Here is a 25874-nt window from a genome sequence, read left to right as displayed (position 1 = left end):
CTGGAGGATTAATTGATAATCATCTCAGTCTCGGCATCAGAGATAGCAGGTGGACGACGAGTAAAACCATGAGTCAGAAGCGTGAGGTAGCCTGCCCCTGCCGCTAGCCAGCATAAGCCGACTGTGAAGGCTTCTGCATCTAAGCTTGTCCATAACCACAAGGTTAAAACAACCCCAATGGATGGCATGATCAGGCAAGTGAGCAACTTGGTATTATCCAAGGAAGCTTTGCGGTCAATGTAGAAATGTTTGATGACTGATAAGTTCACAAAGGTAAAGGCTATCAGCGCACCAAAGCTAATCATCGACGCAACCATGCTGAGTGATAACACCAGCGACATTAATGAAGCCACGGCCACAAAGATAATGGAATATACAGGTGTATTCAGGCGCGGGTGCAAATACGCAAAGATAGAGCGAGGCAGCACACCTTCACGACCCATTGCATAGAAAATACGCACAATACTGGCTTGCGAGGTCATCGCAGAGGCAAATACACCGATAACATAAGCGGTAATAAAGCTCGATGCCATTAAGGAGGCGCCGATCCACTTCATTTTATCGCCTACTTGCTGCATTACCGCGATACTGGCGACATCCGTATTAGGGAGAAAATCTTGCCATACTGGGTACATTAAATGTGCGCCGTAAGAGATGGCAATAAACAAGGCTCCCGCAATAAATACGGTATATAAAATCGCTTTCGGTAAAGCACGACGTGCGTCTTTTGTCTCTTCGGCCATGGTTGAAATGGCATCAAAGCCCAAGAAGGCTAAGCACAGTACCGCAGCACCCGCAAACAACCCCGACACTTGTGATGACAGTACGGTGAGCGGTGCCATCAGTGCTTCAACATCCAGTACCATCGCGTTTTGCAAGCAGATGTACAAGAATATGGCGATGAAGACAAATTGCATCAAAATAATCAGCATATTCATCCAAGATACCAATTTGATACCTAAAATGTTCATGATGCTGACAACAGCGATGGTTGAGCAGATTATCACTGGCATTGGGATGTTCGGGAAAGCTTCGTGGACAAAGATCCCAATCGCAATGTAGTTAATAATCGGCAGAAATAGATAATCCAGCAGTTGTGCCCAACCAACAAGAAATCCAAGAGTGCCACCAAAGGTTTTTTGCACATACGAATAAGCAGACCCAGAAAGTGGGAGTGCACTGGTCATACGGCAATAGCTCATGGCAGTAAAGAAGACAGCAGCGAGCGTAATTAAATAAGCGATAGGCAGATGCCCTTCACTTAATACAGTCACTTGTCCATAGGTGGTAAAAATTCCGAGTGGCACCATATAGGCCAGCCCGAAAAATACTAACGCAGGGGTGGTCAGTACACGTTTCATTTGAACGGTATTCTGTTGCATTTTGAAGCCCTTCCCAAAAGCCCTTAACAACGTTAACTCTTTCTGAATACACAGGCCGAGTGAACCTAAAATGCAGCCATATAACTTGAGCTATAGCACTACATGTTTTGTTTTTTACATACACAAATCATTTAATTAGGTATGTGGATAGACGCCTTGTATTCAATTTCAGAAAACCTCGCACCAGGACAGAATATAAATCACTGTCATCGTGCGCACTTTAATGAAACGTCAGTAATGAATCGGACCATTACCATCCGCTGGGGTGAATACAAGCGGCGTACAATATAATTATCAAGTTCCTATTAAGCAATCATTTATTTCAACAAATAAATATACTGTTTTATTTCAATGGGTTGATATTTGAAAGGTGTATTAATAAGGTGGAATTTAATGTAAGTTAAATATGAATCAAATTTACGATAAAATCAAGGAATAAAACGCATTGTAATGCATTGAAATTTAACAATAAAATGTTTTATTTTGAAATTAACTAAAACAAGAAGAAAATACCCAAAAGGTAAATTATTTTTAATAAAAATAAGCTAATTATATTAAATAATTTAACCTTTTTAGTTCCATTAAATGAAACGTGCATTAAATGGGTAATATAATATGCAGGTTAATATTAATTTAAGTCAGATATTATGGGCACGAATGCCCATAATAGGGAAAATTAAATTCTATTTTCTTCTGAGTTTCTGCTGTGTATATAAAGCATCTAAAGTAAATAAAATTAATGCAACCCAGATAAAACCAAATGTAATTAACAATTCTTGGGTCATCACTTCACCATACACAAAGACGGCAAGTAAGAACATGATGCTTGGGCCTAAATACTGGAAGAAACCTAATGTTGATAGCCTTAAATGGTTAGCGGCTTCAGTAAACAGTAACAATGGCACCGTAGTAATAATCCCCGCTGCAATCAGGAGAATGTTTAAATGCCAGCTGTTCATGGTCATGTTGCTTGTCGGGCTATCTGCAAAGAATAGCAGGAAGATAATACCGACAGGGAGTAACCATAAGGTTTCAAATGTCATACCAGTTTGCGCATCAACACCCAATTTTTTACGTAATAAACCGTAGGTGGCAAACGTCACGGCAAGGCTTAATCCAATGATTGGCACGGAGCCAAACTGCCAGAGTTGAATTAATACGCCGGTGAGCGCTAATCCGACCGCAACCCATTGCATTCGGCGGAAGCGTTCATGTAAAAATATCATGCCAAACAAGACGTTAACCAGAGGGTTGATAAAATACCCTAAGCTGGCTTGCAGCATATGCCCGTTATTTACCGCCCAGATATAAATCAGCCAGTTAGACGCAATTGTCACAGCTGTTACACCTAAAATTAAGATCTTTTTAGGCTGTTTTAAGACTTGGCGGAAATAATTCCAATGGCGCGTAACTGTCAGTAATAACAGCATAAAGAAGAATGACCAAATAATACGGTGAGTCAAAATTTCTTCAGCTGGCACTTCTTTGATGGATTTAAAATAAATGGGAGCGACACCCCAAATAAAATAAGCGCCTAAGGCACACAGTACGCCTTTGGTAGTATTTTGTTGGCTCATGAATAGCTCTGAAAGTGATATAAAGTCAAACTGAGAGATCGAAACCAAGAATGTAAGAGGCTCGATTTGTGATGTCGTTAATGTGACATTGCTCAGGTTTTTTTACAAGCTATTAGTTAATGAGGTTATTAATTATTTACCAAATTGTTTCATGCAATTTGTTCACATTATCCAATCAAATAGGTCGCTGTCGCAGTAGCAATATGCTGATTTTTCTCATTATGTAATTCACAGCGGGTCACTGCGATTTTATTACCATCGCGTAGTAAGCTGGCGCTAGCGATAAACATCTCTCCGCGGCCAGGGCGCAAATAGTCAACGCGCAAGTCAATGGTGCCCATTTTGGACATCTTTTCGGCAATGTCTTGATGCACGAGAGGCTCAATACGTTGCAGGATCCGGTTAATACACACCATACCGCCCGCCACATCTAATAAGGATGCAATCACGCCACCATGCAGAATATTTTGGGTGAAATTACCAATAAGCTCAGGGCGATTTTTCACAGATAGCTGGACTAAGTCATCCGTCATTTGTAAAAGCTCAATTCCAAGTAATTGATTAAAAGGCATTCTATAGATAAATGCATCACTCATAAATTTGCTGGCTTCTTCGAAGGTATAGATGCGGTCATTCATTTTAGGATCCTTGTCTATGATGTTAATGATAAGTTAACATTATGTATGTGCTAATATCTAGAAAACAAATGAATAATCTTTCAACGGTTGATCGTTTTTCGGTGTAAAATGAGACAAATTTTTTCACCGCAGTTGAAATAGGAATGGCAAATGCGCGCTTTACAAATGTTGTTGAGTTCTGTGCTCTGTTTCTGGTCTGTTTCACTTTTTGCATCTGACAATACCAACGAACCGGCACAGCAGGATACTGAAAATCATACACCCGTTCGAGGAAGTATTATTTCGGGGTTACTGCAAAATTATGATAACCCATTCGTTCTGTATCCTTATGAACCCAATTACATCATTTATACCTATACGTCTTCGATAAATAAGAAAGCCATCGCGAGTTATGATTGGGGTAATGATGCACTGAAAGATGAAGTGAAATTCCAATTGAGCTTGGCATTTCCTATTTGGCGCGGTATCGCGGGGGAAAACTCCGTTCTCGCGGCATCTTATACTCAGCGTTCTTGGTGGCAATTAAGTAACAAGAAAGAATCTTCGCCATTTCGTGAAACCAACTATGAGCCACAGGTTTTTGTTGGTTGGGCGCTAGATAACCAATTTGCGGGCTGGACGTTACGTGAATTCGAAACGGGTTTTAACCATGAATCAAACGGTCGATCCGATCCGACATCCCGTAGTTGGAACCGTGTTTATGCCCGAGCAATGGCGCAAAAGGGTGACTGGCAAGTTGAATTAAAACCGTGGTACCGCATTCCTGAAAGTGAAAGCAGCGATGACAACCCAGATATTAATAAATATCTCGGTTATTACCGCGTAAAAGTGGGGTATGCACTTGGGGATAGCGTTATTTCAGCTGCCGGACACTATAACTGGAATTCAGGGTATGGTAATGCCGAGTTGGGTTGGAGCTACCCAATGACAAAGCACGTGCGCTTGTATACCCAACTTTTTAGTGGTTATGGTGAGTCGATGATAGACTATGACTATCGCCAAACACGTTTTGGTATCGGTGTGATGCTTAACGATATCATGTGATCTGGGCAGACATCCCAGTCATTTCAGGGTAATATCTTGCCAATAGCTGCTCTTTTCGGGCAGCTATTTGTTTCAACCTCTAGAGGGAATTCGTGTCTACCGCTTGCGTTATCAATCAACTTTCACTGGCTGAAAATGTGCTCAATAGCACGTTCGGTTACCAATCCTTTCGTCCGGGGCAAGATGCTGTCATTGGCGGTATTCTCGATGGTCGTGACTGCTTAGTATTGATGCCAACAGGGGGCGGAAAATCGCTCTGCTACCAAGTGCCTGCGCTGGTTAAACAAGGCATTACGCTGGTGGTGTCACCTTTAATCTCCTTAATGAAGGATCAAGTTGATCAACTCAAGTTACACGGTGTTGAAGCGGCTTGTTTGAATTCCTCACAAACCCCTCTAGAGCAGCGCCAAATTATGGAATTATGCGCTCAAGGGAAAATCAAACTTCTGTATGTGGCACCAGAGCGTTTACTGACTGACTATTTCATTCAGCAAATTGGTAGCTGGGATATCGCCTTATTAGCGGTAGATGAAGCGCACTGTATTTCCCAATGGGGCCATGATTTCCGTCCTGAATATCGTTCATTAGGTCAATTACGCCATTCCTTACCGAATGTGCCCGTGATGGCGCTGACTGCTACAGCAGATGAAACCACGCGCGCTGATATTATTCGCTTACTCGAGCTTAATGACCCATTAGTTCATGTGAGCAGCTTTGATCGCCCGAACATCCGCTATACCTTAGTCGAGAAATATAAGCCGTTAGATCAATTATGGTTTTTTATTAAGGCTCAGAAAGGTAAGTCAGGGATTGTTTACTGTAATAGCCGTAGTAAAGTTGAAGAAACCGCGGAAAGATTACAAAAACGTGGCTTGAGTGTCGCTGCTTACCATGCTGGTTTGGAGAGTGCCCAGCGTGACTGGGTGCAAGATGCATTCCAGAAAGATAACCTGCAAATTGTGGTTGCGACCGTGGCATTTGGAATGGGAATTAACAAGTCCAACGTCCGTTTTGTGGCGCACTTTGATATTCCTCGTAACATTGAAGCGTATTACCAAGAAACGGGACGAGCAGGGCGTGATGGCGTCGAAGCCGAAGCCATTCTATTTTACGATCCTGCTGATATGGCGTGGCTCCGTCGATGTTTAGAAGAAAAACCAGCGGGAATGCAGCAGGATATTGAACGTCATAAATTAAATGCCATTGCTGCCTTTGCCGAAGCGCAAACCTGTCGTCGTCTGGTTTTACTGAACTATTTCGGCGAAAATCGCCAAAAACCTTGTGGTAACTGTGATATCTGCCTTGATCCTCCAAAACGTTATGATGGGCTGATGGATGCGCAAAAAGCACTCTCTTGTATTTATCGCGTTGGGCAGCGGTTTGGTATTGGCTATATTGTTGAGGTGCTACGAGGCGCTAACAATCAGCGAATTCGCGACTTAGGGCACGATAAACTACCGGTGTATGGTATTGGTAAAGAGCAGACTAATGAACATTGGGTGAGCGTTTTACGTCAATTAATTCATTTAGGCATGATCACTCAAAATATCGCGCATTTCTCCGCATTACAGTTAACGGAAGCGGCTAGGCCCATTCTGCGTGGTGAAATGCCATTACAGTTAGCGGTTCCACGTGTTTTAGTCACCAAAAGCCGGAATCAACAAAACAAAATTTATCATGGCAATTATGATAAGAAACTGTTTGCCAAATTGCGTAAATTACGTAAATCCATTGCGGATGAAGAAAATATCCCGCCTTTTGTGGTTTTCAACGATGCAACGTTGATAGAAATGGCAGAGCATTGCCCAACCAAACCCGTTGAATTATTGCTGATTAATGGGGTTGGTGAGAAAAAATTAGAGCGTTTTGGTGAGGCGTTTATGACACTCATCCAAGATCATCTAGAAGGTTATGAATGAGGAAACCCCATGTCGCCAGATAGTCTAAAAGCCAGTTGGTTAAATCGAGAAACTGAGTTTTCGGCCTTTACCAACGGTCCGCTTTTAGATTTTTGGCAATTACGTGAAGAAGCTGAGTTTTTAGGTGTTGATGACGTTCCTATTCGCTATGTACGTTTTATTCATGCAAAGCACCATAAAGCCGTGGTTATCTCACCGGGGCGCAGTGAGAGTTACGTTAAGTACCCTGAAGTCGCCTACGATTTTTATCATCTAGGATTCGATGTTTTTATTATTGATCATCGTGGGCAAGGGCGATCAGGCCGTATGCTGGCGGATCCCCAAAAAGGGCATGTTGAAAAATTCACAGATTACATTGATGATTTTGAAAAATTCATTGATTTAGAAGTGAGAGATCGTCACTATCCTAAATGCTATGCGTTGGCTCATTCGATGGGCGGCGCGATCCTCGCTGGGTATTTACTCCGAGATAGCGTGACATTTGACGCTGCCGCATTGTGTGCTCCCATGATTGGTGTGAATTTACCAATGCCCCACTGGCTCGCGAGCTTTATTGTTGAGCGTGCAGAACCGCGCCGCAGTGTGCGAAATGATTATGCGGTTTCAACGGGAAAATGGCAGCCATTACCTTATTTAATCAATGTGTTAACCCATAGCCAAGAGCGTTATCGACGTTATTTACGCTACTATGCGGATTATCCTGAATTACGTCTCGGTGGTCCAACTTACCACTGGTTACGAGAAAGTTTTGCGATTGGCAAAGAGCTGGTTGCGAAAGCGGGAGAGATTGAAACCCCTCTGATGCTCCTTGAAGCGAGTGAAGAGAAGGTAGTCAGTAATCGAGAGCTACAAGCTTTTTGTCAAAGTCGGCAAAAAGCGCAAACAGGACGAGAAGAAAAATTACCCCTCATTATCGAAGGGGCTCACCACGAAATCCTGTTTGAAATAGATGCATTGAGAGCCATGGCACTCAATGCAATTTGTGATTTTTTTGAGCAGCATTAGCCATAATTAGGGATCTTGTATGAAATATCCGGTTGTTGCTTCCGATTTGGACGGAACACTTTTATCTCCCAATCATGATTTAACTCTGTATACCAAAGACACACTTAAGCAGCTTGTAGCGACCGAAGAAGTCCGGTTTGTGTTCGCGACGGGACGCCATCATATTGATGTTGCACAGATCCGTGATGGTCTGGGTATTGATGCTTATATGATCACCTCGAATGGGGCGCGTATTCATAATACCAATGGTGACCTCATTTTTGCGAACAACGTTGACTCGCAGATAGCGAAAGAACTGTGCTTAATGGAGTTTGATCACCCAGAAATTCTCACCAATTACTACCATGGTGATGATTGGTTTATTAACCGTGAAAGCCCTGAGCAGAAAGAGTTTTTCAAAGAGTCTGTGTTTAATTACCAACTGTTTGACCACCGCGATTTTCCAACCTCAGAAGTCTGCAAAGTGTACTACACCAGTGAAGATCACGATTTACTGGTCGATCTGCAACAGCGTATTCAACGTCGTTGGCAGGACAAGGTTCATGTTACTTTCTCCTTGCATAGTTGCCTTGAAGTGATGGCGGGCTCCGTTTCTAAAGGGGAAGCATTGAAACAAGTCACAGCATTGCATGGTTATGGAACCCATGATTGCATCGCGTTTGGTGATGGCATGAATGACAAAGAGATGCTGAAGTTAGCAGGCAAGGGCTGCATTATGCAGAATGCTCATCAGCTGCTGAAAGATGCTTTACCTCAGATGGAAGTTATCGGGTCTAACCAAGATGATGCGGTTGCTCGTTATTTGAGAAGTAAATATTTAGACAACAAATAACCATTTTTTCTATGTGTATAAACAGAAAGCCAGATAGAATAAAAAACTATCTGGCTTTTTATTTGCCTTTTGCCATGAATGATAACGAAAAGTGCTATTCATCAAAATTAAGGTGTTTATCCTATTTTGTCTTCTGACGAGTAAATTTAAACTAGTTCAGATGAAAAGCGAGTTTAGGCTGCATAATCTGCCAAATCAGCCGATAATAACGGGTATTACTGTGTCGCCAGTTGCCATACTGCACTGTTGAGGGTTACTTAGGATGAAAAGAATTGCGTTAGCGCTGTTGTTAGGATCTGTTTGTTATAGTTCATTATTACTGGCTACACCGGCGAAACCAACGACCGCCAGTGAACAGACGACGATAGAGCAAATTACGCAGTTAGCTGAAAAAGGTGATCCCGCGTCTCAATTCCTGTTAGGTGAGCGTTATTTTAAAGGTCAGGGCGTTTCCCAAGACTCCAAAGTGGCTGCAGAATGGTTTATCAAAGCCGGGGATCAAGGTAATTCAGATGCCCAGTTCCGCCTTGGTACTATGTATGTCAATGGTTTTGGTGTTCGCCGAGATTATGATAAAGCGATGCTGTGGTACGAAGAAGCCGCTAAAAATGGTGATACTCGCGCAGAAACCAACATGGCCACTATGTATGCACAGGGCTTAGGGGTTAAACAGGATCTGGAAAAAGCTGCATACTGGTTTAGAAAGGCAGCGCAAGGCGGTAATGTGATTGCACAGTTCAAAATCGGGCAAATGTATTCGATTGGTAGTGGCGTCGCATTAGATAATGAAAAAGCCGTGTTTTGGTTCAGAAAAGCCGCAAAACAGCGTGATGCAAATTCCCAAGACCGTTTAGGGGTGATGTACTCTGAAGGGAAAGGGGTGAAAAAGAACCTACAGCAAGCGTATGCATGGCTGTCTACCGCGGTTTATAGTGGCAATAAAGAGAGCCAACGTTTACAGAAAAAAATCGCAGAGCAGTTGAACGCAGAAGAGCTGAAACAAGCGCAAAAACTGGCTGACAACTACATTAAAACCTACGGTAATCGCGAAGAAAGCTAATTCGTCCAATATTAATTTAACGGGATATCAGCAGGTATCCCGTTAATCCAATCACAGACAGAATCAAATATCCCCAGCAAAAGCGGTAAAATCGATTATATCCCCATCCTCGGCGTACACTCAGTTGCAGCGTTTTTGTCGACAATTGATGAACTTTCAAACGGTAAACCACCAAATACAGCAGGCTGAATCCTTGCCACAGATAGAGCGTATTAAAGGCAAAATCCTTTCCGACAATCAGCAAAATCACCAACGGGATCAGAAAAAACAGAATGGAGCCTATTCGCTCATACTGTGCAATTTTCAATTTGATAGATTCGTCTTGGATTTCTACTGCTTGGGTCATTATTCTGCCTTTTCTATGATGAAAAACGAAGGAGCAAAAGCTCCCTCGATAAACTTATAGCTCACCAGTACCACGAGGTGGATTGCGACCAGAAAGGTTATTTGTGGCGCTTTGAATCGAATTACTGCGCACATCCACACGGGCTTGGAACGGTGGGAATGGCAATGTAATTCCTTGTTCTGCAAAGGCTTCTAAAATATGCTGATGGATTTCGTGGCGAGCCGGTAAACGATGCCCCATTTCACCTGCATACACCCGCAGCTCGAAAATTTGGATCCCTTGCTGTAAGTCCACGAGATAAACTTCAGGATTCGGGTTATCCAAAATCATGGACGAGCGTTTTGCCGCACGCAGGATAATCTCTGTCACTTTTTCGCTATCGGCATCCGCTGGAGCAGGGATGGTCATCACGATACGGGTAATGGTGTCGGTCAGAGACCAGTTAATAAACTGTTCAGTAATAAATGCCTTGTTCGGCACAATAATCTCTTTTCTGTCCCAGTCCGTTAAGGTAGTGGCGCGGGTATTAATCTTAGTGATGCTACCGGTTAAGTTACGGATAGTGACCGTATCGCCGATACGGATCGGTTTTTCAAATAGGATCATTAAACCAGAGATAATATTGGCGAAAATTTCTTGTAAACCAAACCCTAGCCCGACCCCCATTGCTGCGATAAGCCACTGCAGTTTTGACCAGTCGATCCCCAGCATGGAGAACCCGACAATGGTTCCGATGATGGTGATGCTGTACTTGGTCAAAGTACTGATGGCATAACCGGTACCTGGTGTTAAGTCGAGATGTTGAAGGACCGCCAGTTCTAATAGTGCAGGTAAGTTTCTAACGAGCTGCGCGGTCACGATAATCACCAGTATGGCGATAAAAATCGAGCCCATAGTGATGGCTTGCACGGTTTCCACTCCATTGATGGATGAGGTCACATCCCACAGGCGAATATTTTCAAGGAATGAAAATGCGGTATGCAATTCAGACCACAGCCAAATTAACGAGACCAGCGCTATCATCGTCAGAATGGAGCGCACCAATCCAACCGATTGGGTACTGATAGTATCGAGGTCAAGAACCTGCTCTTCAATATCAATATTCCCTTCACCGCTGGCATTGGGTAATTGAGAATCTTCTTCCCCTTTAGCTCGCTGGGCTAAGATTTCCGCACGGCGCTGTTTTGCTCGCTCGAAGGCAAGTTTTCGACGCTGCATTGACATCCAGCGCTGGATAGTGTGATAAATAATTAAAATCACAAACCAAATCGCCACTGAGGTCTCGAGTCGCGCCAACAGTGCCTGAGAAGTGGAGAAATAACCCAATACCGAGAAAAATGCGGCAATCACCGGCGCAATGAAAATGAGCCACCATAATGCGGTGTTCACTAAGTTTTCACCGGAGCCGTGTCTGTCCAAATATAATGGGATTTTAGAACGGCGTAAGTTATTGGTAATTAAGCTTAATGCGACACATAGTACTAAGAAGCAGAAGCGGCCTAAGGTCGCAGAGAACTCTCTCTCGCTGTAATGTTCAAAAGTGATGATCGCCATCACTAACGGCACAATCACAAAAATGGCTAATCGGTAATGGCGCATTGCGCGTTTTACCGCGTCTTTATCCCAACCAAAGTGGGAAATGAACAACCCGGTAGGTCGTGAGAATGTTTCACTGATCATAAACAGCCAGAGCAGCGGGGTCGTTGCGCTAACGCCGTAGCCGATGGCTGCTGCCATCGGATATTGCCATGCACTTTGTAAGCCATAGCCAATGGCAGACCACATCATCGGCAGAGGAAGCGCCACGATAATCGACCAGAAAATAGTGCGGATGGTTAAATAGAAACGGTCTTGTGTCACTTTACCAATGCGCAGGCTTGAACGGTCTAAGAACGCTTGATAATGGCGGCGTGTGCTGACACTGAAAATGACTAAGATAATGGAACCCAGCAGGTATAAGAACGTGTCTTGGCTAGTGACCATCACTTGCAGGGCACCTGCGAGCTGGGAGAGAGTATCCAGTGAAAGCAACTGGGTCATGTCAGTAACCACAAGCACCGGATAATTAATGCTAATCGGCGGGACATCAGCGACCCAGAACAGATAACGGTTTGAGGCGTCTTTTACCTCTTTCAGCGCATCCGTTAATTGCCCCGTTGCAACATTGAGCTTAGTCAGTTCTAACATTTCGCCATCAAATCCCGAAATGAGCGAAGTTAATAGCTCTTTGCGGGTCTTCATCAGTGACTGATAAACCTGTGACTGCGAAGGGTTTAAATCATTGGCGCTTTCTTGTACTGATACGTCAAGCTTGGACAAGCGCTCAAGCATATCTTCATAATTTAAGCGCTGAACACGTAAATCCGCCATTTCACGGTCAAGTTGCTGGCTTTTAGGGATATCTGGAAGGCGAGAAAGCTGGGTACGAAGCGCTTCTCCTAAAGTACTTGAACTGCTGATCCACTGGGCTTGTTCACGGATAGTCGATAGTGCTTGTCGTGCATTTCGAATGCTGGTGGAGATTTCGGCTTGGTTGGTGGTGATTTCGCTCATGCGCTGCGCTTGCTCAGTCAACTCTTGGGACATTTTGCGGTTGATATCAAGCTGCTCTTTTAAGAACGGGGTCAATTCACCCTGTTCTGCCAACATTTCGGTATGCTCTAACGCCAATATTGCTTTTTGTTGGCGTTGAGTATTTTGAAAATCTCGGAGCTGTTGAAGCTCTAATTCTAGGCGCTGATAACGCTTTTTCTCAAGCTCCAGCGCCATTCGGGAAATTTCTTGACGGTTATTGGCCGATAATTGCGCCATTTCTAGCTCGTTCACAATGGACTTGCGAGCACTTACTTCGGCTTGAGCTAAGGTGTATTGGGCTTCAGCTAACGGAGTCGTTGGCGTATTGAGCGATTGGAATCGCGTTGAGGCATCCGTTAATTGACGTCGTGCCTCAGATAACTGCTGTGGCAAGAGATTCAAGGATTCGCTGATTTCGCGCCCTTTGTCTTGCTCTTGCTGCATCAAGCGCCCTTGATCAAGTAGCTGGCTGCTGACTTGGGTAATACGCTGCTCTAGTTCACTTAAGCTAATGCTGGTAGGGATAGCGGGCGGTGTATCGGTTTCATTGAGTAAGGCTTGACGGATTGTTTTGATAATTCTCGGGAAATTATCGATAGCATCTTGGTAAGACTTTGCCTTATTGTCTGAATCGCGGGCTTCGTTAATCCAGCTTAATGCCCCTTGCAACGCTTGAGCGGTCTCTGCGTCCTTGGGGTTTTTGCTTGGATCAAGCTGTTTGAGCTCCTGTGTAATCTGTGCTTCATCTTGTGCGGAGGCTGGCGCCGCGTGGGATGAAAAAACGATTAACAGGCTAAGTAAAAAACTGATAATCAAACGCACAGTGAGGAGCTCCTTCAGACATAGAATAACTTAATTATAGTTTAAATGATTAGCTAACAGTTTCAGTGCGTTGCTGCTCATCGATTGATTCTGCTAATAGCTCACCCATGCGGGTTGCATAGCCGGGGATCAATGAGGCATTAAAGCGAATTTTGTTAGGTTCAAACAGGTTAATGACAGTGGAACCGAGTTTGAATAGACCCATTTCTTCCCCTTTTTGTAGGAAGATAGCGCTTTCTTCACCTTGTGCAGGATACGTCCAACGTTTAATCACGCCTTCACGCTGTGGGTTAACACAACCGCTCCAAACGGTATCAATGCTGCCGACAATGGTTGCACCAACTAAAATCTGCACCATTGTGCCAAATGGGGTATCAAACACGCAGATTAAACGTTCATTACGTGCAAATAAATTCGGCACATTTGCTGCGGTTAATGGATTAACGGAGAACAGATCGCCAGGGACGTAAATCATCTCTGTTAATAAGCCGTCACATGGCATATGTACACGGTGGTAGTCACTTGGGGATAAATAGGTTGTGATAAAATCACCACCACGAAATTTATCGGCTAACTGATATTGCCCAGCAAGTAGGGCTTCAACGGTATAATTATGGCCTTTTGCCTGAAAAATCAGGTCATTATCGATAGGGCCTAATTGGCTAACGGCACCGTCTGCAGGCTGTGCAAGTTGATGTTCGGCTTCAACAATTGGGCGCGCGCCATCTTTTAATGTACGGATGAAAAAGTCGTTAAAAGTTGAATACGCGGTAAGCTCACTTTTTTGAGCTTCATTCATATTCACTTTGTAGGCTTTTGCGAACAGCTTTATTGCCCATTGGGTTACAAACCCGACGTTTCGACTAGCAAACCATCCTGCAAGTTGAGTAAGTCCTTGTTTAGGAAGCATAAACTGCAGGCGGATTTTGATTTTATCTAGCACGTTAACCTCTGAATTTTAAAGGTAAGTTAGTGAAAGGGCGCTATTGTAACTGAAACTCATCCGCTTTCGAATTATTTCAGAAAGCGGATAAAATGAACGATAAACGTGAGCGCTCACTAACTTATTTTAGACTGATTTCGGGGATTATTTATCTTTAGCGGTAAAGTTACCACGCAGTTTAACTTGTTCCATACTTTCTAAAATACGGTGATAGTTTTCAAAGCGTGATTCGGCAATTTTGCCGTCTTCCATTGCGTCTCGCAGTAAACAGCCGGGGTCATCTAAGTGTTTACAATCGCGGAATTTACAGCCACCAAGGTAATCTTTAAATTCGACAAATCCTTTGGTCACTTGTTCCTTTGTCAGATGCCAAAGACCAAATTCACGTACGCCCGGTGAATCGATGACATCACCACCCTGTGGGAAGTGGTACAGTCTGGATGCGGTCGTCGTGTGTTGCCCTAAGCCCGAGGTATCAGAAACATCATTGACTAAGATCGCGGCCTCATTTTGAGGTAACAGCGTATTCAACAAACTGGATTTACCGACACCAGATTGGCCAACAAAGACTGACACTTTGCCTGATAGCGTGTTAGTGAGCGCTTCCATTCCTTCACCGGTATGACTGGAAACTTCGAGCACTTGGTAGCCAATGTCGCTATAAATTGTCATTAAATCACTGACCCACTCGCGATTTTCTTCATCGAGTAGGTCAACTTTGTTTAAGACAATAATCGGCTGGATCCCTGTCGTTTCACAGGCGACTAAGTAGCGGTCGATAATATTGAGCGATAATTCAGGTAAAATCGCAGAAACCACGACGATTTGGTCGATATTGGCGGCGATAGGTTTTAACCCATCATAATAATCAGGGCGAGTTAAGACGGAGTGGCGTTCATGAACGGCTTCGACAATGCCGTTCACTTTGATATCACTCTGTGTGTTTAGTGCAGGGCGCCAGACAACTTTGTCCCCAGTCACTAAAGATGAGATGGTTCGACGCAGGTTACAGCGCTGTATAGTGCCATCTGCGGCTTCAATATCCGCATGTTGACCAAAGCGGCTAATCACTAAGCCCTCTTGAGCCTCACCTAATTGGCTATCATCAATCTCAATGGCTTTCTGTTTTTTGAGTCTTTTTTGATGATTTTCTTGCACGCGGCGCTGTTGGCCTTTCGAAAGTTTCTGCTTAGCCACCTGACCTCTCTCACTTAAATAATTTAGTGTCTATATTATAACCGATAGGGATATTATTGAAAAACTACATACCTATAACGGATAGCACGAAGGGTGTTATCATACCTTAACTCCACCGTATTCAGTTAGGGCATATCATGCAAAAGAATGAGAATAATTTAATTTGGATCGATTTAGAAATGACCGGACTCGATCCTATTCGTGATCGTATTATTGAAATCGCTACGATTGTGACTGACAGTAACCTGAATATCTTAGCAGAAGGCCCTGTTATCGCGGTACACCAAACCGAAGAGCAGTTGGCATTAATGGATGAGTGGAATGTAAACACCCATACTAATAGCGGCTTAGTCGAGCGTATTCGTAAAAGTTCTATTGGTGAGCGTGAAGCAGAGCTGGCGACCATTGAATTTTTAGAAAAATGGGTACCAAAAGGTGCATCGCCTATCTGTGGAAATAGCGTAGGACAAGACCGCCGCTTCTTATTTAATTATATGCCAGAGTTAGAAAGCTATTTTCATTACCGCTATCTTGATGTGAGTACATTAAAAGAGTTAGCTCGCCGCTGGAAGCCTGAGATCCTCGCTGGATTCTCAAAGAAAAACACCCACCAAGCGCTGGATGATATCCGCGAATCAATTGCTGAGCTGGTATATTACCGAGAAACGTTTATTAAATAACTTGCTCTAAAGTGCTCAATATTGCAGCAACTCTAATGGTGCTATATACTCAAGCTATATGGCACTATTTGGGAGGAATCATCATGATCCTACACAGTAAGGTTTTTATGAGTAATCGGACTCAAAATGTTCGTTTACCCGCAGAGTTACGGTTTCCTGATGATGTGAAAGAAGTCACCGTTAGAATGAAAGGTAAAGAGCGTATTATTACACCACTGCAAAATACGTGGGATAGCTTCTTTTTAACGGAAACTTCGGCCACGGATGATTTTTTAGTTTCGAGAGCAGAGCAAGTTCCTACCCCAAGAGAATCTTTCGATGATTAAATACTTGCTTGATACTAATATTATTATTTTCACCATCAAACGACGACCTGCAGCATTATTACCAAAGTTTAACCAGCATGCTGACCAATTGGCAATTTCAACAATTACGTTAGCAGAGCTGGTTTTTGGCGCAGAAAAAAGCATGAATCCAGAACGAAATTTAGCTGTTGTTAATGATTTCGTTTCTCGGCTTTGCGTGTTGCCTTATGATGAAGCGGCCGCTTGTCATTACGGTGATATTCGAGCAAATCTCGAAAAACAAGGTAAAAAAATCGGGGAAAATGATCTACACATAGCGGCTCACGCTAGAAGCAAAGGGCTTATCGTCGTTACAAATAATACTCGCGAGTTTGAAAGGGTTGATGGTTTAAGATTAGAGGATTGGGTCACTTCATCATAAAAAGGGCTAAGGTTAACAAACTTAACACCTTGAAATGCTTATTTAACAAACGGCGACGACAAAATCATCACTATGATTGTTTTATCATCAAACGAACAAAAAAATAAAAAATTTGAGTTCAAACGCTTGCTAGTATCTTAATTTCTCGTATAATGCGCTCCCCGTACCGATGAAGTTTTTATGATTTTATTGGCACGATTAAGGCACCAAGAATTGGTTATGCGGGAATAGCTCAGTTGGTAGAGCACGACCTTGCCAAGGTCGGGGTCGCGAGTTCGAGTCTCGTTTCCCGCTCCAAACTTTCTTGATGTTTTAGCTAGAGCACTATTTTCGGAATGCGGGAATAGCTCAGTTGGTAGAGCACGACCTTGCCAAGGTCGGGGTCGCGAGTTCGAGTCTCGTTTCCCGCTCCAAACTTTCTTAGTGTTTTAGCAGAAGCAGTACCCACCAAATGCGGGAATAGCTCAGTTGGTAGAGCACGACCTTGCCAAGGTCGGGGTCGCGAGTTCGAGTCTCGTTTCCCGCTCCAAATTTTTACCTCTCAATTTTCTCTATTTTTCTTTCTGTATGACCCCTTAATAAACATTCTATTAAATGCTAGTTCTATGCTTACGCATTAATACTTATTAGCCGTTTAATGTTCATTATTTACACAAAAGCAATTTTTATCTTCCTTGTTCACGATCCTTTTATTATTTATGATCTTTTTAGGATCCAAGTGAGTTTTTTGCTTGCATTCATAGGCGGAGAGCCATAGAATAGCCACCCCTTAGCAATAGGGCATCCTATAAGAACTTCAGCCAAAATGGCGAACGTTCGAGTGAAAGGTAAAAAATCCTATTTTTACCGGTTCAGTTAAAATTTCTTATTAACCTGACTTTTTGATAACTTTACTTTAGTTAGTTAACTAAAATTCAGCGTTTTTTTATTACTTCTCTCCATGAGAAAGTTATCCACAACCTGAGTGGGTCTAGGTTCATTTTATCCTAGATAGAAATACTTTGCTGCACAGAGTTATCCACAGGTTAGTTATTGGTTAATTTTTGATTATCACAAAATGAATATTATTAATTTTAATTTTAATTCATTGAAATTAAAGTAAAAAACTATTTCTTCAAAATGTGCTTAGCACAACTTGCAAATCCTTTACCTATTGTCGGGTAAGCACTTTTTTATTTTATTCACATCAGTTTGACAATTGATAGATTAGGATATAAGGCCGGTTTTTTTTTAGGCGTCTCGAGGTAAACCTTTAGTAATTGCCCGAACAAGACGTTTTTGTTGCGAAGTTTGAATTGTGACTTGGTTTTCTTCTCGACGCTTGAGTTGTTGGCCAATCGACCATTGGAAGTGCTCGTCTAACATAGAGTTGATCCCAAGACGGCTCTGTAATGCGAGAACAATATTATCTTGATAGGGCGCATTACCCAAAGCAACGCTGATATTACGTAGCCATTTTATATAGCCGATACGGCGAATCGCCGAGCCTTCCGTAATACGGAGAAATTTCTCTTCGTCCCATGAAAAAAGATCCAATAGTTCCGGCGTATGCAATGCGGCTCTAGGGCTAAAATCTTCTTCATCCGTCAATTGAGAAAAGCGATTCCACGGGCAGATAAGTTGGCAGTCATCACAGCCATAAATCCGGTTACCCATTAGAGGGCGAAACTCTTCGGGGATCGCGCTATCGAGTTCAATGGTTAGATAGGAAATACAGCGCCTTGCATCAACAGTATAAGGCTCGACAATTGCGCCTGTTGGGCAAGTTGTCATACAAGCAACGCAGCGCCCACACTGCTCTTCAACGGGTTGATCAACGGGTAGAGGAAGATTGACAAGCAATTCGCCAAGGAAAAACCATGAGCCTGAATGTTGGTTGAGCACCAGTGAGTGCTTACCCGTCCAGCCTAAACCCGCTTTGACAGCAAGTGGGCGTTCTAGGATAGGTGCCGAGTCAACAAAAGGGCGAAAATTCAAATCATCGGAACATTCAAACTGGCTGCAATACTCGAGGATCCGATCACTAAGCACTTTTAAGCGTTTTTTTAATAGCTTATGATAATCGCGACCAAGGGCGTAGCGGCTGACATAGCCTAGTTCTGGATTGTTTAGCGTGCTGGCAAAAGCGGCCTTAGCAGGAAGGTAGTTCATTCGAACACTAATGACGCGCAGTGTGCCGGGGTGTAATTCATGGGGTCTCGCCCGCATCATACCATGGCGCTTCATCCACTCCATTTCGCCATGATATTGTTTATCCAGCCATGCTTGGAGCTTGGGTTCTTCAAGGGTAAGATCCGTATCGCAAATACCGACTTGTTGAAAGCCAGCATCGATGCCCCATTGTTTAATATTTTGGGCAAGAAGGTCGAGGTCGAGGCGTGTGGACATGGGAAATATCTAGGTAAAAGTGGATTCGCAGGCACTCTAACACGATCATTGGATTTATCAAAATCCACAGGTCGCGTTGGCTCGATCTTGCTCGGAAATTTCCGATCTCGATGTTCCAACAATGTTAAATAACACAAATAGATCTGCTTGAGTTAAAATAGGCGTTAATATCAATATTGAATAAATTTTATCATTATAATTGGCTTCACTAACTATGAAAGAACGCACAGTACAACTTGCTAATGAAGAGCAAACAGTCGCGCTTGGGCGCACGATCGCTATGGCCTGTAAACAAGGCGCGGTCATTAACCTGTATGGCGATTTAGGTGCAGGGAAAACGACATTTAGTCGTGGATTTTTACAAGCATTGGGCCATCAAGGCCATGTAAAAAGCCCAACCTATACACTTGTTGAGCCTTATGAATTAGCAGATAGACACGTTTTTCACTTTGATCTGTATCGTTTAGCCGATCCTGAAGAACTTGAGTTTATGGGGATCCGCGACTATTTTTCAGACAACTCAGTCTGTTTAGTGGAATGGCCACAGCAGGGCAAAGGCTTCTTACCTGAAGCGGATCTGGAGATCCATTTAACCTATCAAGATGAAGGGCGTCAGGCTCGGGTTGTCGCTTTTTCGACAACCGGAGAGTCGTTATTGGAAGCGTTAACGGTATTCTAAGGAACATATAGCTCATGATGAATGCATCGATGAACAGAATAACTACCAAGGGTATTTTTTCTCTTTTCTTATTATTGATGATGTTTGCTCTGGCTCTGGTGACATCAACCGCCAAAGCGGCATCTCTCTCTAATATTCAAGTTAGTAATAGCCCTTCACAGGCGCAAGTGACATTAACATTTGTTGATGGAAAGCCTGATTATTCCTACTTCCCGCTGCACTCACCTGAACGCTTAGTGATTGATGTTCAGCAACGTGGTGAAATTATTGGTTTGCCACTCAAGCTTCCGAAAGGGGACTTGGTGAAGCAAGTTCGAGCTAGCCAAGCGCCTGATAGCCAGCACAAACGTATCGTCCTTGAACTTTCCCAAGCCGCGAAGACTAAAGCGAGTGTTCAGCAGGTTTCAGGCCAATATCAAGTTGTCTTTACTGTATCTACAGGCAAAGGACAAACATCAAATTCATATAATAATACCATGATGCCAGCCCAGCCGACGGCAACGCCATCCACACGTAATTCTCAGCCTGTTCAGCCGGCACAAGAAAAACCATTAAAAATGAATGCACCAGCGGCGGCTTCATCGACCACGTCAACTACGCCATCAACCCCAGCAACACCAACCAAAACCTTGCCAAAAGGCACCAAGCAGGTGGTGATTGCGATTGATGCGGGTCATGGTGGAAAAGACCCAGGGGCGATTGGTAAAAACGGTTATAAAGAAAAAGATGTGACACTGAGTGTGGCGCGTAAACTGTATCAAAAATTGGATGCTGATCCGATGTTTAAGCCTGTAATGACAAGGGACGGAGACTATTTTATTTCCGTCAGTGGTCGTTCAGACGTTGCGCGTAAGAAAGGCGCCAACATGCTGGTTTCTATTCATGCTGACTCTGCACCAAACAGTAGCGCTCGCGGGGCATCCGTTTGGGTGCTATCTAACCGCCGAGCAAACAGCGAATTAGGTAGCTGGTTGGAACAGCGTGAAAAACAATCTGAACTTCTTGGTGGGGCGGGTGACGCGCTCAGTGGTGCAGACCCATATTTAAGCCAAGCGGTATTGGATTTACAGTTTGGGCATTCACAACGTGTGGGTTACGATGTTGCGGTTCATGTCATTCAGCAGCTTAGAAAAATTGGTAATATTCATAAGAAAACCCCAGAACACGCGAGCCTTGGCGTACTGCGTTCTCCCGATATTCCATCCATTTTAGTGGAAACCGGGTTTATCAGTAATACATCCGAAGAACAGCTATTGAAATCCAATGATTATCAAGAAAAAGTGGCTGATGGTATTCACCAAGGGTTACGTCAGTACTTTTTAGCGAATCCGCTGCAAGCAGCGCCAAAATAAGTGAATTAGGTTATGGCAATCCAGATCCTTTCTCCTCAATTAGCGAACCAAATAGCGGCGGGTGAAGTGGTCGAAAGACCCGCCTCCGTGGTTAAAGAGTTAGTCGAAAATAGCCTTGACTCAGGGGCAACTCGCATCGATATCGAGATTGAGCGAGGGGGAGAAAAGCTGATCCGTATTCGGGATAATGGCTGTGGGATCAACAAAGATGAGTTGATCCTTGCTCTAGCGCGCCATGCCACCAGTAAAATTGCCACATTAGATGACCTTGAAGCGATCATGAGCATGGGTTTCCGCGGTGAAGCCCTTGCCAGTATTAGCTCTGTTTCCCGCCTGACATTAACCTCCAAACCCGCTGAGCAAACTGAAGCATGGCAATCCTATGCAGAAGGTCGTGACATGCAGGTGACGGTAAAACCTGCAGCACACCCCAATGGCACAACGGTCGAAGTGCTGGATCTCTTTTACAATACGCCCGCTCGTCGCAAATTTATGCGTACAGAAAAAACCGAGTTTGGGCATATTGATGAAATCGTGCGCCGAATTGCGCTTTCTCGCCCTGATGTGGCGATTAATTTGTCGCACAATGGCAAATTAGTTAAGCAGTATCGTGCCGCGCAGGATGCCAATCAGCAAGAGCGCCGTTTAGGTACAATTTGCGGAACGGGTTTTATGCAAGGCGCGTTAGCGCTTTCATGGGAGCACAGTGATTTAGGGATCAAAGGCTGGGTGGTTGCACCATCAACGACATCGAGCGGAGTCAGTGATATTCAGTATTGCTATGTGAATGGTCGTATGATGCGCGATAAGCTGATCAACCATGCGATCCGCCAAGCGTATGAAGGCCATCTGGATGAAAATCAACAACCCGCTTATGTGCTGTATTTGACCATTGACCCTAAGCAAGTGGATGTGAACGTCCATCCCGCCAAACATGAAGTGCGTTTTCATCAAGCCAGATTAGTGCATGATTTTATCTATCAAGCGGTACGCACTGTATTGCTTAATGCGCTAACTGAAAGTGAACTTCCGGGAATAGAACCGGTATCCAACGAAGTTGAAAACCGAGCATCTGCAGGAGATAACTACTTTGCATCTCCGGCTTCACCGGAAATAGAGAAACCACAAGGCACTCAACGGAGTCATGCTCAAGAGCCTCCTCTTTCTTATAGTGAGCCACGAAATGCGTCAGTAGCAGGTAAAAATAACACTTTTACTTCAGACCACGCAGGCAAGTCTAGTCCAATATCAAGCTATAACCGCTCAGAGCCAAGCTATGAGCGCAAAGCGGGAGAGCTGTATCAACGTTTGATGTCGATTCCCGTTGCGCCTGAAGATAAAAAACCGTTATTCCCAGACAGAAAGCCGTTGAGTGTCAATCCTGTAGATAGCCAATCTGTAGCGAAAAGTGCGGATAACTACCAATTCGGTAAAGTATTGACAATTTACGCAAAAAACTTTGCATTAATTGAGTCTTCATTAGGGATAATCCTGTTATCCTTGAATGAAGCGAATTACTTACTCAAGCTGGCTCAATTAACGCCAGAAAATGGTGGATTAAAACCTCAACCGTTGTTAATTCCCTTAAAATTGTCACTAAAAAGTGACGAAATAGAGGTTTTGCAACGTTATAAGGAACAATTGACACTATTTGGTATCGATGCCTCGATATTTCATGGAAAAGTAACAATTCATACGGTATCGTTACCGCTAAGAACGCAAAATTTATCGCAGCTTTTTTCTGATTTAATCGTGTTTTTGTCAGCAAAAGAGAGTGTCTCGAATGAAAATATCGCGCAATGGCTAGCAAATGCGATTTCTCAGACAAAAAACGAGGAAAGTTGGAGTTTGGCGCAGGCAGTTCAATTACTGGCTGATGTTGAGCGGATCTGTCCGCAGTGGGTGGCAAATCCACCGCCAACATTATTACAATTAATTAATTTACAACCTGTGGTAGCTACACTGACAAATGAGTGATTTAGTAACTCAACAAAAACCTAATGCCATCTTCTTAATGGGGCCAACGGCTTCGGGCAAAACGGCATTGGCCATCGAATTACGCAAGCATTTGCCTGTGGAGATCATTAGTGTCGATTCGGCATTGATTTATCGAGGAATGGATATTGGTACCGCGAAGCCTAATCAAGAAGAGCTGAGCCAAGCCCCGCATCGTTTGATAGATATCCTCGATCCATCTCAGCCTTATTCTGCGGCCGATTTTCGTCGTGACGCATTAAATGTAATGGATGAAATTTCGTCTCAAGGTAAGATTCCATTACTGGTTGGCGGCACCATGCTCTATTTTAAAGCCTTATTAGAAGGCTTGTCACCGCTACCATCGGCCTCTCCTGAAGTGCGTGAGGCAATTGAGAGCATAGCAAAAGAACAAGGTTGGGCTGAAGTACATCGTCGTTTGGCTGAGGTCGATCCCATCTCTGCGGCACGTATTCATCCTAATGATCCACAAAGATTATCCCGAGCTTTAGAGGTATATCTCATTTCGGGACAAACTTTGACTGAAATGACTCAAACAGCAGGCACAGAATTGCCTTATAATGTGTTTCAGTTTGCTATTGAGCCACAAGATCGTAAAATTTTACATGAGCGTATCGAACGACGTTTTCGTTTAATGCTAGAAGCAGGGTTTGAAGACGAAGTGAAAGCGCTATACCAACGAGGCGATCTCCATGTTGATTTACCTTCCATTCGTTGCGTAGGTTATCGGCAAATGTGGTCTTATCTCGATGGTGAAATAGATTATGATGAAATGGTTTATCGAGGGATTTGCGCGACGCGCCAATTGGCTAAACGGCAGATCACTTGGTTGAGAAGCTGGGACAATGTTCATCGGTTAGATAGTGAACAACCTCAGCAAGCGCTTGACACCGTTATACAGGTTATTAGTGCATAGGGCTATTCTTTGTGTACAATTAAAGCGTTAAGCGTAATTTTTGAGTAGTAATTTTTAGGAATCGAAAGATTCTCATTTAAAAAACAACAAAATAAGGAAAACATAGAATGGCTAAGGGGCAATCTTTGCAAGATCCGTTCCTGAACGCATTACGTCGTGAAAGGGTTCCGGTCTCTATTTATTTAGTTAATGGTATTAAATTGCAGGGTCAAATCGAATCTTTTGACCAATTTGTTATTTTGCTGAAAAACACAGTTAGCCAGATGGTTTATAAACACGCTATCTCTACTGTGGTTCCAGCACGCCCTGTTTCTCATCATAGCGGTACTGGTACTGCTGGCGCTGGCAATGGCAACTACCACGGTGGTGCTTCTGCTGGGCAAGATGGCGAATCAGCTGAGTAAGACTGTACGCTAAAAACAAGGAAAGCATGGGTAGGGAGACTATACCTGTGTCTTTCCTTTGCAATTATTGTTTAGCCTAAGAGGTTACACCTTGTTTGATAGGTATGAAGGCGGTGAACTAGCTGTACTGGTCCATGTCTTTTTTGATCAAGAAAAAGACGTTGATAATTTAGCAGAATTTGAGTCCCTAGTGACGTCTGCTGGCGTTAAACCTGTACAAATAGTGACTGGCAGCCGTAAGGCGCCCCACCCAAAATTTTTCGTTGGGGAAGGGAAAGCTGAAGAAATCGCTGAAGCCGTCGAAGCTAGTGGTGCGGATGTGGTGCTATTTAACCACACACTTAGCCCTGCTCAAGAACGTAATCTCGAACGGGTTTGCCAATGTAAGGTCGTTGATCGTACAGGGGTAATTTTAGATATATTTGCACAACGTGCGCGTACGCATGAAGGTAAACTTCAAGTTGAATTAGCTCAATTACGGCATTTATCCACTCGCTTAGTGAGAGGATGGACGCACCTTGAGCGCCAAAAAGGCGGGATTGGTTTACGTGGTCCCGGCGAGACACAGCTTGAAACTGACCGTCGATTACTCAGAGATAAAATCAAACAGATTTTATCTCGTCTTGGACGAGTCGAAAAACAGCGTGAGCAAGGTCGTCAATCAAGAAGTAAAGCAGATATTCCAACTGTTTCCTTGGTGGGCTACACCAACGCCGGAAAATCCAGTTTATTTAATCGGATGACATCGGCAGATGTTTACGCAGCAGACCAACTGTTTGCTACGTTAGATCCTACTTTACGTCGTATCGATGTTGATGATGTAGGCACTGTCGTTTTAGCGGACACCGTGGGTTTTATTCGCCACCTTCCACATGATCTGGTTGCTGCATTTAAAGCAACTCTGCAAGAAACGCGTGAAGCCACTTTACTGCTCCATGTGATTGATGCAGTTGATGTCCGACTGGATGAAAATATCCAAGCGGTTGACAGTGTGCTGGAAGAAATCGAAGCAAATGAAATCCCAACACTTTTAGTGATGAACAAAGTTGATATGCTCGACGATTTTGTCCCGCGTATTGACAGAGATGAGGATAACAAGCCAGTTCGTGTCTGGGTTTCAGCGCAAACAGGTGAAGGTATCCCTTTGTTGCTTCAAGCATTAACGGAACGCCTTTCAGGTGAGATCGCACATTTTGAATTGCGTTTACCACCGAATGAAGGTCGCTTACGGAGTCGTTTTTATCAACTTCAATCCATCGAACGTGAATGGCAAGAAGAAGACGGCACCATTGGACTTGAGGTGCGTATGCCAATGGTGGATTGGCGACGTTTATGCAAGCAGGAGCAACAATTACCTAACTATGTTGTTTAAAAATGATGTTAAAACAGTCAGTT

The 25874-nt window shown here is 43.6% G+C and carries 22 protein-coding genes and 3 tRNA genes; 17 read left to right on the top strand and 8 right to left on the bottom strand.

Translation table 11 applies throughout. The features are described from left to right. Positions 1-8: 8 nt before the first annotated feature. From QS795_RS16195 to QS795_RS16185, 3 genes are all read right to left on the bottom strand, one after another. Positions 9-1382: an APC family permease gene (locus QS795_RS16195; RefSeq protein ID WP_286270018.1), complete on the bottom strand. Its 1374-nt coding sequence runs from the start codon at positions 1380-1382 to the stop codon at positions 9-11. Between the two features lie 683 nt (positions 1383-2065). Further along, entirely contained in the window at positions 2066-2959 is an 894-nt protein-coding gene (rarD, locus tag QS795_RS16190) for an EamA family transporter RarD (RefSeq protein WP_286270016.1), read from the bottom strand. A gap of 167 nt (positions 2960-3126) precedes the next feature. Next, positions 3127-3597 (bottom strand): thioesterase family protein, encoded by a 471-nt coding sequence (locus QS795_RS16185; RefSeq protein ID WP_154638075.1) that lies wholly within the window; start codon positions 3595-3597, stop codon positions 3127-3129. A 150-nt stretch (positions 3598-3747) separates the two neighbouring features. On the opposite strand from QS795_RS16185, the gene pldA reads away from it, so the two are divergent. From pldA to QS795_RS16160, 5 genes are all read left to right on the top strand, one after another. Next, positions 3748-4641, top strand: a complete 894-nt coding sequence (gene pldA / locus QS795_RS16180) for a phospholipase A (RefSeq protein ID WP_318626640.1) — start codon at positions 3748-3750, stop codon at positions 4639-4641. Between the two features lie 92 nt (positions 4642-4733). Continuing rightward, on the top strand, positions 4734-6560 hold the full coding sequence (gene recQ, locus QS795_RS16175; RefSeq protein ID WP_132496325.1) for an ATP-dependent DNA helicase RecQ: 1827 nt from the start codon (positions 4734-4736) through the stop codon (positions 6558-6560). A 9-nt stretch (positions 6561-6569) separates the two neighbouring features. Continuing rightward, positions 6570-7565, top strand: a complete 996-nt coding sequence (gene pldB, locus QS795_RS16170; RefSeq protein ID WP_286270074.1) for a lysophospholipase L2 — start codon at positions 6570-6572, stop codon at positions 7563-7565. Positions 7566-7584: 19 nt separating this feature from the next. Next, a complete protein-coding gene (yigL, locus tag QS795_RS16165) occupies positions 7585-8397 on the top strand; it encodes a sugar/pyridoxal phosphate phosphatase YigL (RefSeq protein ID WP_108478802.1) in 813 nt (270 codons plus the stop codon). 262 nt (positions 8398-8659) lie between these two features. Continuing rightward, a complete protein-coding gene (locus tag QS795_RS16160) occupies positions 8660-9457 on the top strand; it encodes a tetratricopeptide repeat protein (protein ID WP_286270013.1) in 798 nt (265 codons plus the stop codon). Between the two features lie 16 nt (positions 9458-9473). Here QS795_RS16160 and QS795_RS16155 read toward each other — a convergent pair whose 3' ends face one another. The 4 genes from QS795_RS16155 to rsgA form a co-directional block, all read right to left on the bottom strand. Then, complete coding sequence (locus QS795_RS16155; RefSeq protein WP_154603062.1) at positions 9474-9803, bottom strand: hypothetical protein; 330 nt, start codon at positions 9801-9803, stop codon at positions 9474-9476. A gap of 54 nt (positions 9804-9857) precedes the next feature. After that, positions 9858-13199 (bottom strand): miniconductance mechanosensitive channel MscM, encoded by a 3342-nt coding sequence (mscM, locus tag QS795_RS16150; RefSeq protein ID WP_286270011.1) that lies wholly within the window; start codon positions 13197-13199, stop codon positions 9858-9860. Between the two features lie 49 nt (positions 13200-13248). Next, on the bottom strand, positions 13249-14142 hold the full coding sequence (gene asd / locus QS795_RS16145; RefSeq protein WP_286270009.1) for an archaetidylserine decarboxylase: 894 nt from the start codon (positions 14140-14142) through the stop codon (positions 13249-13251). 144 nt (positions 14143-14286) lie between these two features. Then, a complete protein-coding gene (gene rsgA, locus QS795_RS16140; RefSeq protein WP_286270007.1) occupies positions 14287-15339 on the bottom strand; it encodes a small ribosomal subunit biogenesis GTPase RsgA in 1053 nt (350 codons plus the stop codon). A 137-nt stretch (positions 15340-15476) separates the two neighbouring features. On the opposite strand from rsgA, the gene orn reads away from it, so the two are divergent. The 6 genes from orn (at position 15477) to QS795_RS16110 (ending at position 17274) form a co-directional block, all read left to right on the top strand. Beyond that, positions 15477-16019 carry an oligoribonuclease gene (gene orn, locus QS795_RS16135; protein ID WP_036948917.1) on the top strand — a complete coding sequence of 181 codons (543 nt, stop codon included), beginning with the start codon at positions 15477-15479 and terminating at the stop codon, positions 16017-16019. Between the two features lie 83 nt (positions 16020-16102). Further along, positions 16103-16345 (top strand): type II toxin-antitoxin system VapB family antitoxin, encoded by a 243-nt coding sequence (vapB, locus tag QS795_RS16130; RefSeq protein ID WP_036948919.1) that lies wholly within the window; start codon positions 16103-16105, stop codon positions 16343-16345. Then, on the top strand, positions 16338-16745 hold the full coding sequence (gene vapC, locus QS795_RS16125; RefSeq protein WP_154603060.1) for a type II toxin-antitoxin system tRNA(fMet)-specific endonuclease VapC: 408 nt from the start codon (positions 16338-16340) through the stop codon (positions 16743-16745). Before vapB ends, vapC begins: the two co-directional genes overlap by 8 nt. Positions 16746-16966: 221 nt before the next feature. Further along, positions 16967-17042: transfer RNA gene (locus tag QS795_RS16120), tRNA-Gly, on the top strand. A gap of 40 nt (positions 17043-17082) precedes the next feature. Next, positions 17083-17158, top strand: a tRNA-Gly gene (locus QS795_RS16115). Between the two features lie 40 nt (positions 17159-17198). Then, positions 17199-17274 (top strand) — tRNA-Gly (locus tag QS795_RS16110). 701 nt (positions 17275-17975) lie between these two features. Here QS795_RS16110 and queG read toward each other — a convergent pair. Then, positions 17976-19133 (bottom strand): tRNA epoxyqueuosine(34) reductase QueG, encoded by a 1158-nt coding sequence (queG, locus tag QS795_RS16105; protein ID WP_286270004.1) that lies wholly within the window; start codon positions 19131-19133, stop codon positions 17976-17978. 214 nt (positions 19134-19347) lie between these two features. Here queG and tsaE point away from each other — a divergent pair, with 214 nt between their 5' ends. The 6 genes from tsaE (at position 19348) to hflX (ending at position 25851) form a co-directional block, all read left to right on the top strand. After that, the gene (tsaE, locus tag QS795_RS16100) at positions 19348-19812 is read left to right on the top strand and encodes a tRNA (adenosine(37)-N6)-threonylcarbamoyltransferase complex ATPase subunit type 1 TsaE (RefSeq protein ID WP_036948926.1); all 465 of its coding nucleotides are present in this window, start codon (positions 19348-19350) and stop codon (positions 19810-19812) included. Between the two features lie 14 nt (positions 19813-19826). Next, positions 19827-21164 (top strand): N-acetylmuramoyl-L-alanine amidase AmiB, encoded by a 1338-nt coding sequence (gene amiB, locus QS795_RS16095; protein ID WP_286270001.1) that lies wholly within the window; start codon positions 19827-19829, stop codon positions 21162-21164. 12 nt (positions 21165-21176) lie between these two features. Beyond that, entirely contained in the window at positions 21177-23141 is a 1965-nt protein-coding gene (gene mutL / locus QS795_RS16090) for a DNA mismatch repair endonuclease MutL (RefSeq protein WP_318626634.1), read from the top strand. Further along, positions 23134-24075 carry a tRNA (adenosine(37)-N6)-dimethylallyltransferase MiaA gene (gene miaA, locus QS795_RS16085; RefSeq protein WP_286269998.1) on the top strand — a complete coding sequence of 314 codons (942 nt, stop codon included), beginning with the start codon at positions 23134-23136 and terminating at the stop codon, positions 24073-24075. The genes mutL and miaA overlap by 8 nt, the downstream gene beginning before the upstream one ends. A 107-nt stretch (positions 24076-24182) precedes the next feature. Beyond that, on the top strand, positions 24183-24479 hold the full coding sequence (gene hfq, locus QS795_RS16080; protein WP_006662385.1) for an RNA chaperone Hfq: 297 nt from the start codon (positions 24183-24185) through the stop codon (positions 24477-24479). A 91-nt stretch (positions 24480-24570) separates the two neighbouring features. Next, complete coding sequence (gene hflX, locus QS795_RS16075; RefSeq protein WP_154603055.1) at positions 24571-25851, top strand: ribosome rescue GTPase HflX; 1281 nt, start codon at positions 24571-24573, stop codon at positions 25849-25851. Positions 25852-25874 lie beyond the last annotated feature (23 nt).

It is taken from the genome of Providencia zhijiangensis (assembly GCF_030315915.2).
Classification (GTDB): Bacteria; Pseudomonadota; Gammaproteobacteria; order Enterobacterales; family Enterobacteriaceae; genus Providencia; species Providencia zhijiangensis.
This window is presented reverse-complemented; position numbering and strand designations above follow the sequence as displayed.

Excerpts from the sequence above, each read along its gene's own strand:
- QS795_RS16195 (WP_286270018.1), bottom strand. The coding sequence starts at position 1,382 with ATGCAACAGAATACCGTTCAAATGAAACGTGTACTGACCACCCCTGCG.
- rarD (WP_286270016.1), bottom strand. The coding sequence starts at position 2,959 with ATGAGCCAACAAAATACTACCAAAGGCGTACTGTGTGCCTTAGGCGCT.
- QS795_RS16185 (WP_154638075.1), bottom strand. The coding sequence starts at position 3,597 with ATGAATGACCGCATCTATACCTTCGAAGAAGCCAGCAAATTTATGAGT.
- pldA (WP_318626640.1), top strand. The coding sequence starts at position 3,748 with ATGCGCGCTTTACAAATGTTGTTGAGTTCTGTGCTCTGTTTCTGGTCT.
- pldB (WP_286270074.1), top strand. The coding sequence starts at position 6,570 with ATGTCGCCAGATAGTCTAAAAGCCAGTTGGTTAAATCGAGAAACTGAG.
- yigL (WP_108478802.1), top strand. The coding sequence starts at position 7,585 with ATGAAATATCCGGTTGTTGCTTCCGATTTGGACGGAACACTTTTATCT.
- QS795_RS16160 (WP_286270013.1), top strand. The coding sequence starts at position 8,660 with ATGAAAAGAATTGCGTTAGCGCTGTTGTTAGGATCTGTTTGTTATAGT.
- QS795_RS16155 (WP_154603062.1), bottom strand. The coding sequence starts at position 9,803 with ATGACCCAAGCAGTAGAAATCCAAGACGAATCTATCAAATTGAAAATT.
- orn (WP_036948917.1), top strand. The coding sequence starts at position 15,477 with ATGCAAAAGAATGAGAATAATTTAATTTGGATCGATTTAGAAATGACC.
- vapB (WP_036948919.1), top strand. The coding sequence starts at position 16,103 with ATGATCCTACACAGTAAGGTTTTTATGAGTAATCGGACTCAAAATGTT.
- vapC (WP_154603060.1), top strand. The coding sequence starts at position 16,338 with ATGATTAAATACTTGCTTGATACTAATATTATTATTTTCACCATCAAA.
- queG (WP_286270004.1), bottom strand. The coding sequence starts at position 19,133 with ATGTCCACACGCCTCGACCTCGACCTTCTTGCCCAAAATATTAAACAA.
- tsaE (WP_036948926.1), top strand. The coding sequence starts at position 19,348 with ATGAAAGAACGCACAGTACAACTTGCTAATGAAGAGCAAACAGTCGCG.
- amiB (WP_286270001.1), top strand. The coding sequence starts at position 19,827 with ATGATGAATGCATCGATGAACAGAATAACTACCAAGGGTATTTTTTCT.
- mutL (WP_318626634.1), top strand. The coding sequence starts at position 21,177 with ATGGCAATCCAGATCCTTTCTCCTCAATTAGCGAACCAAATAGCGGCG.
- miaA (WP_286269998.1), top strand. The coding sequence starts at position 23,134 with ATGAGTGATTTAGTAACTCAACAAAAACCTAATGCCATCTTCTTAATG.
- hfq (WP_006662385.1), top strand. The coding sequence starts at position 24,183 with ATGGCTAAGGGGCAATCTTTGCAAGATCCGTTCCTGAACGCATTACGT.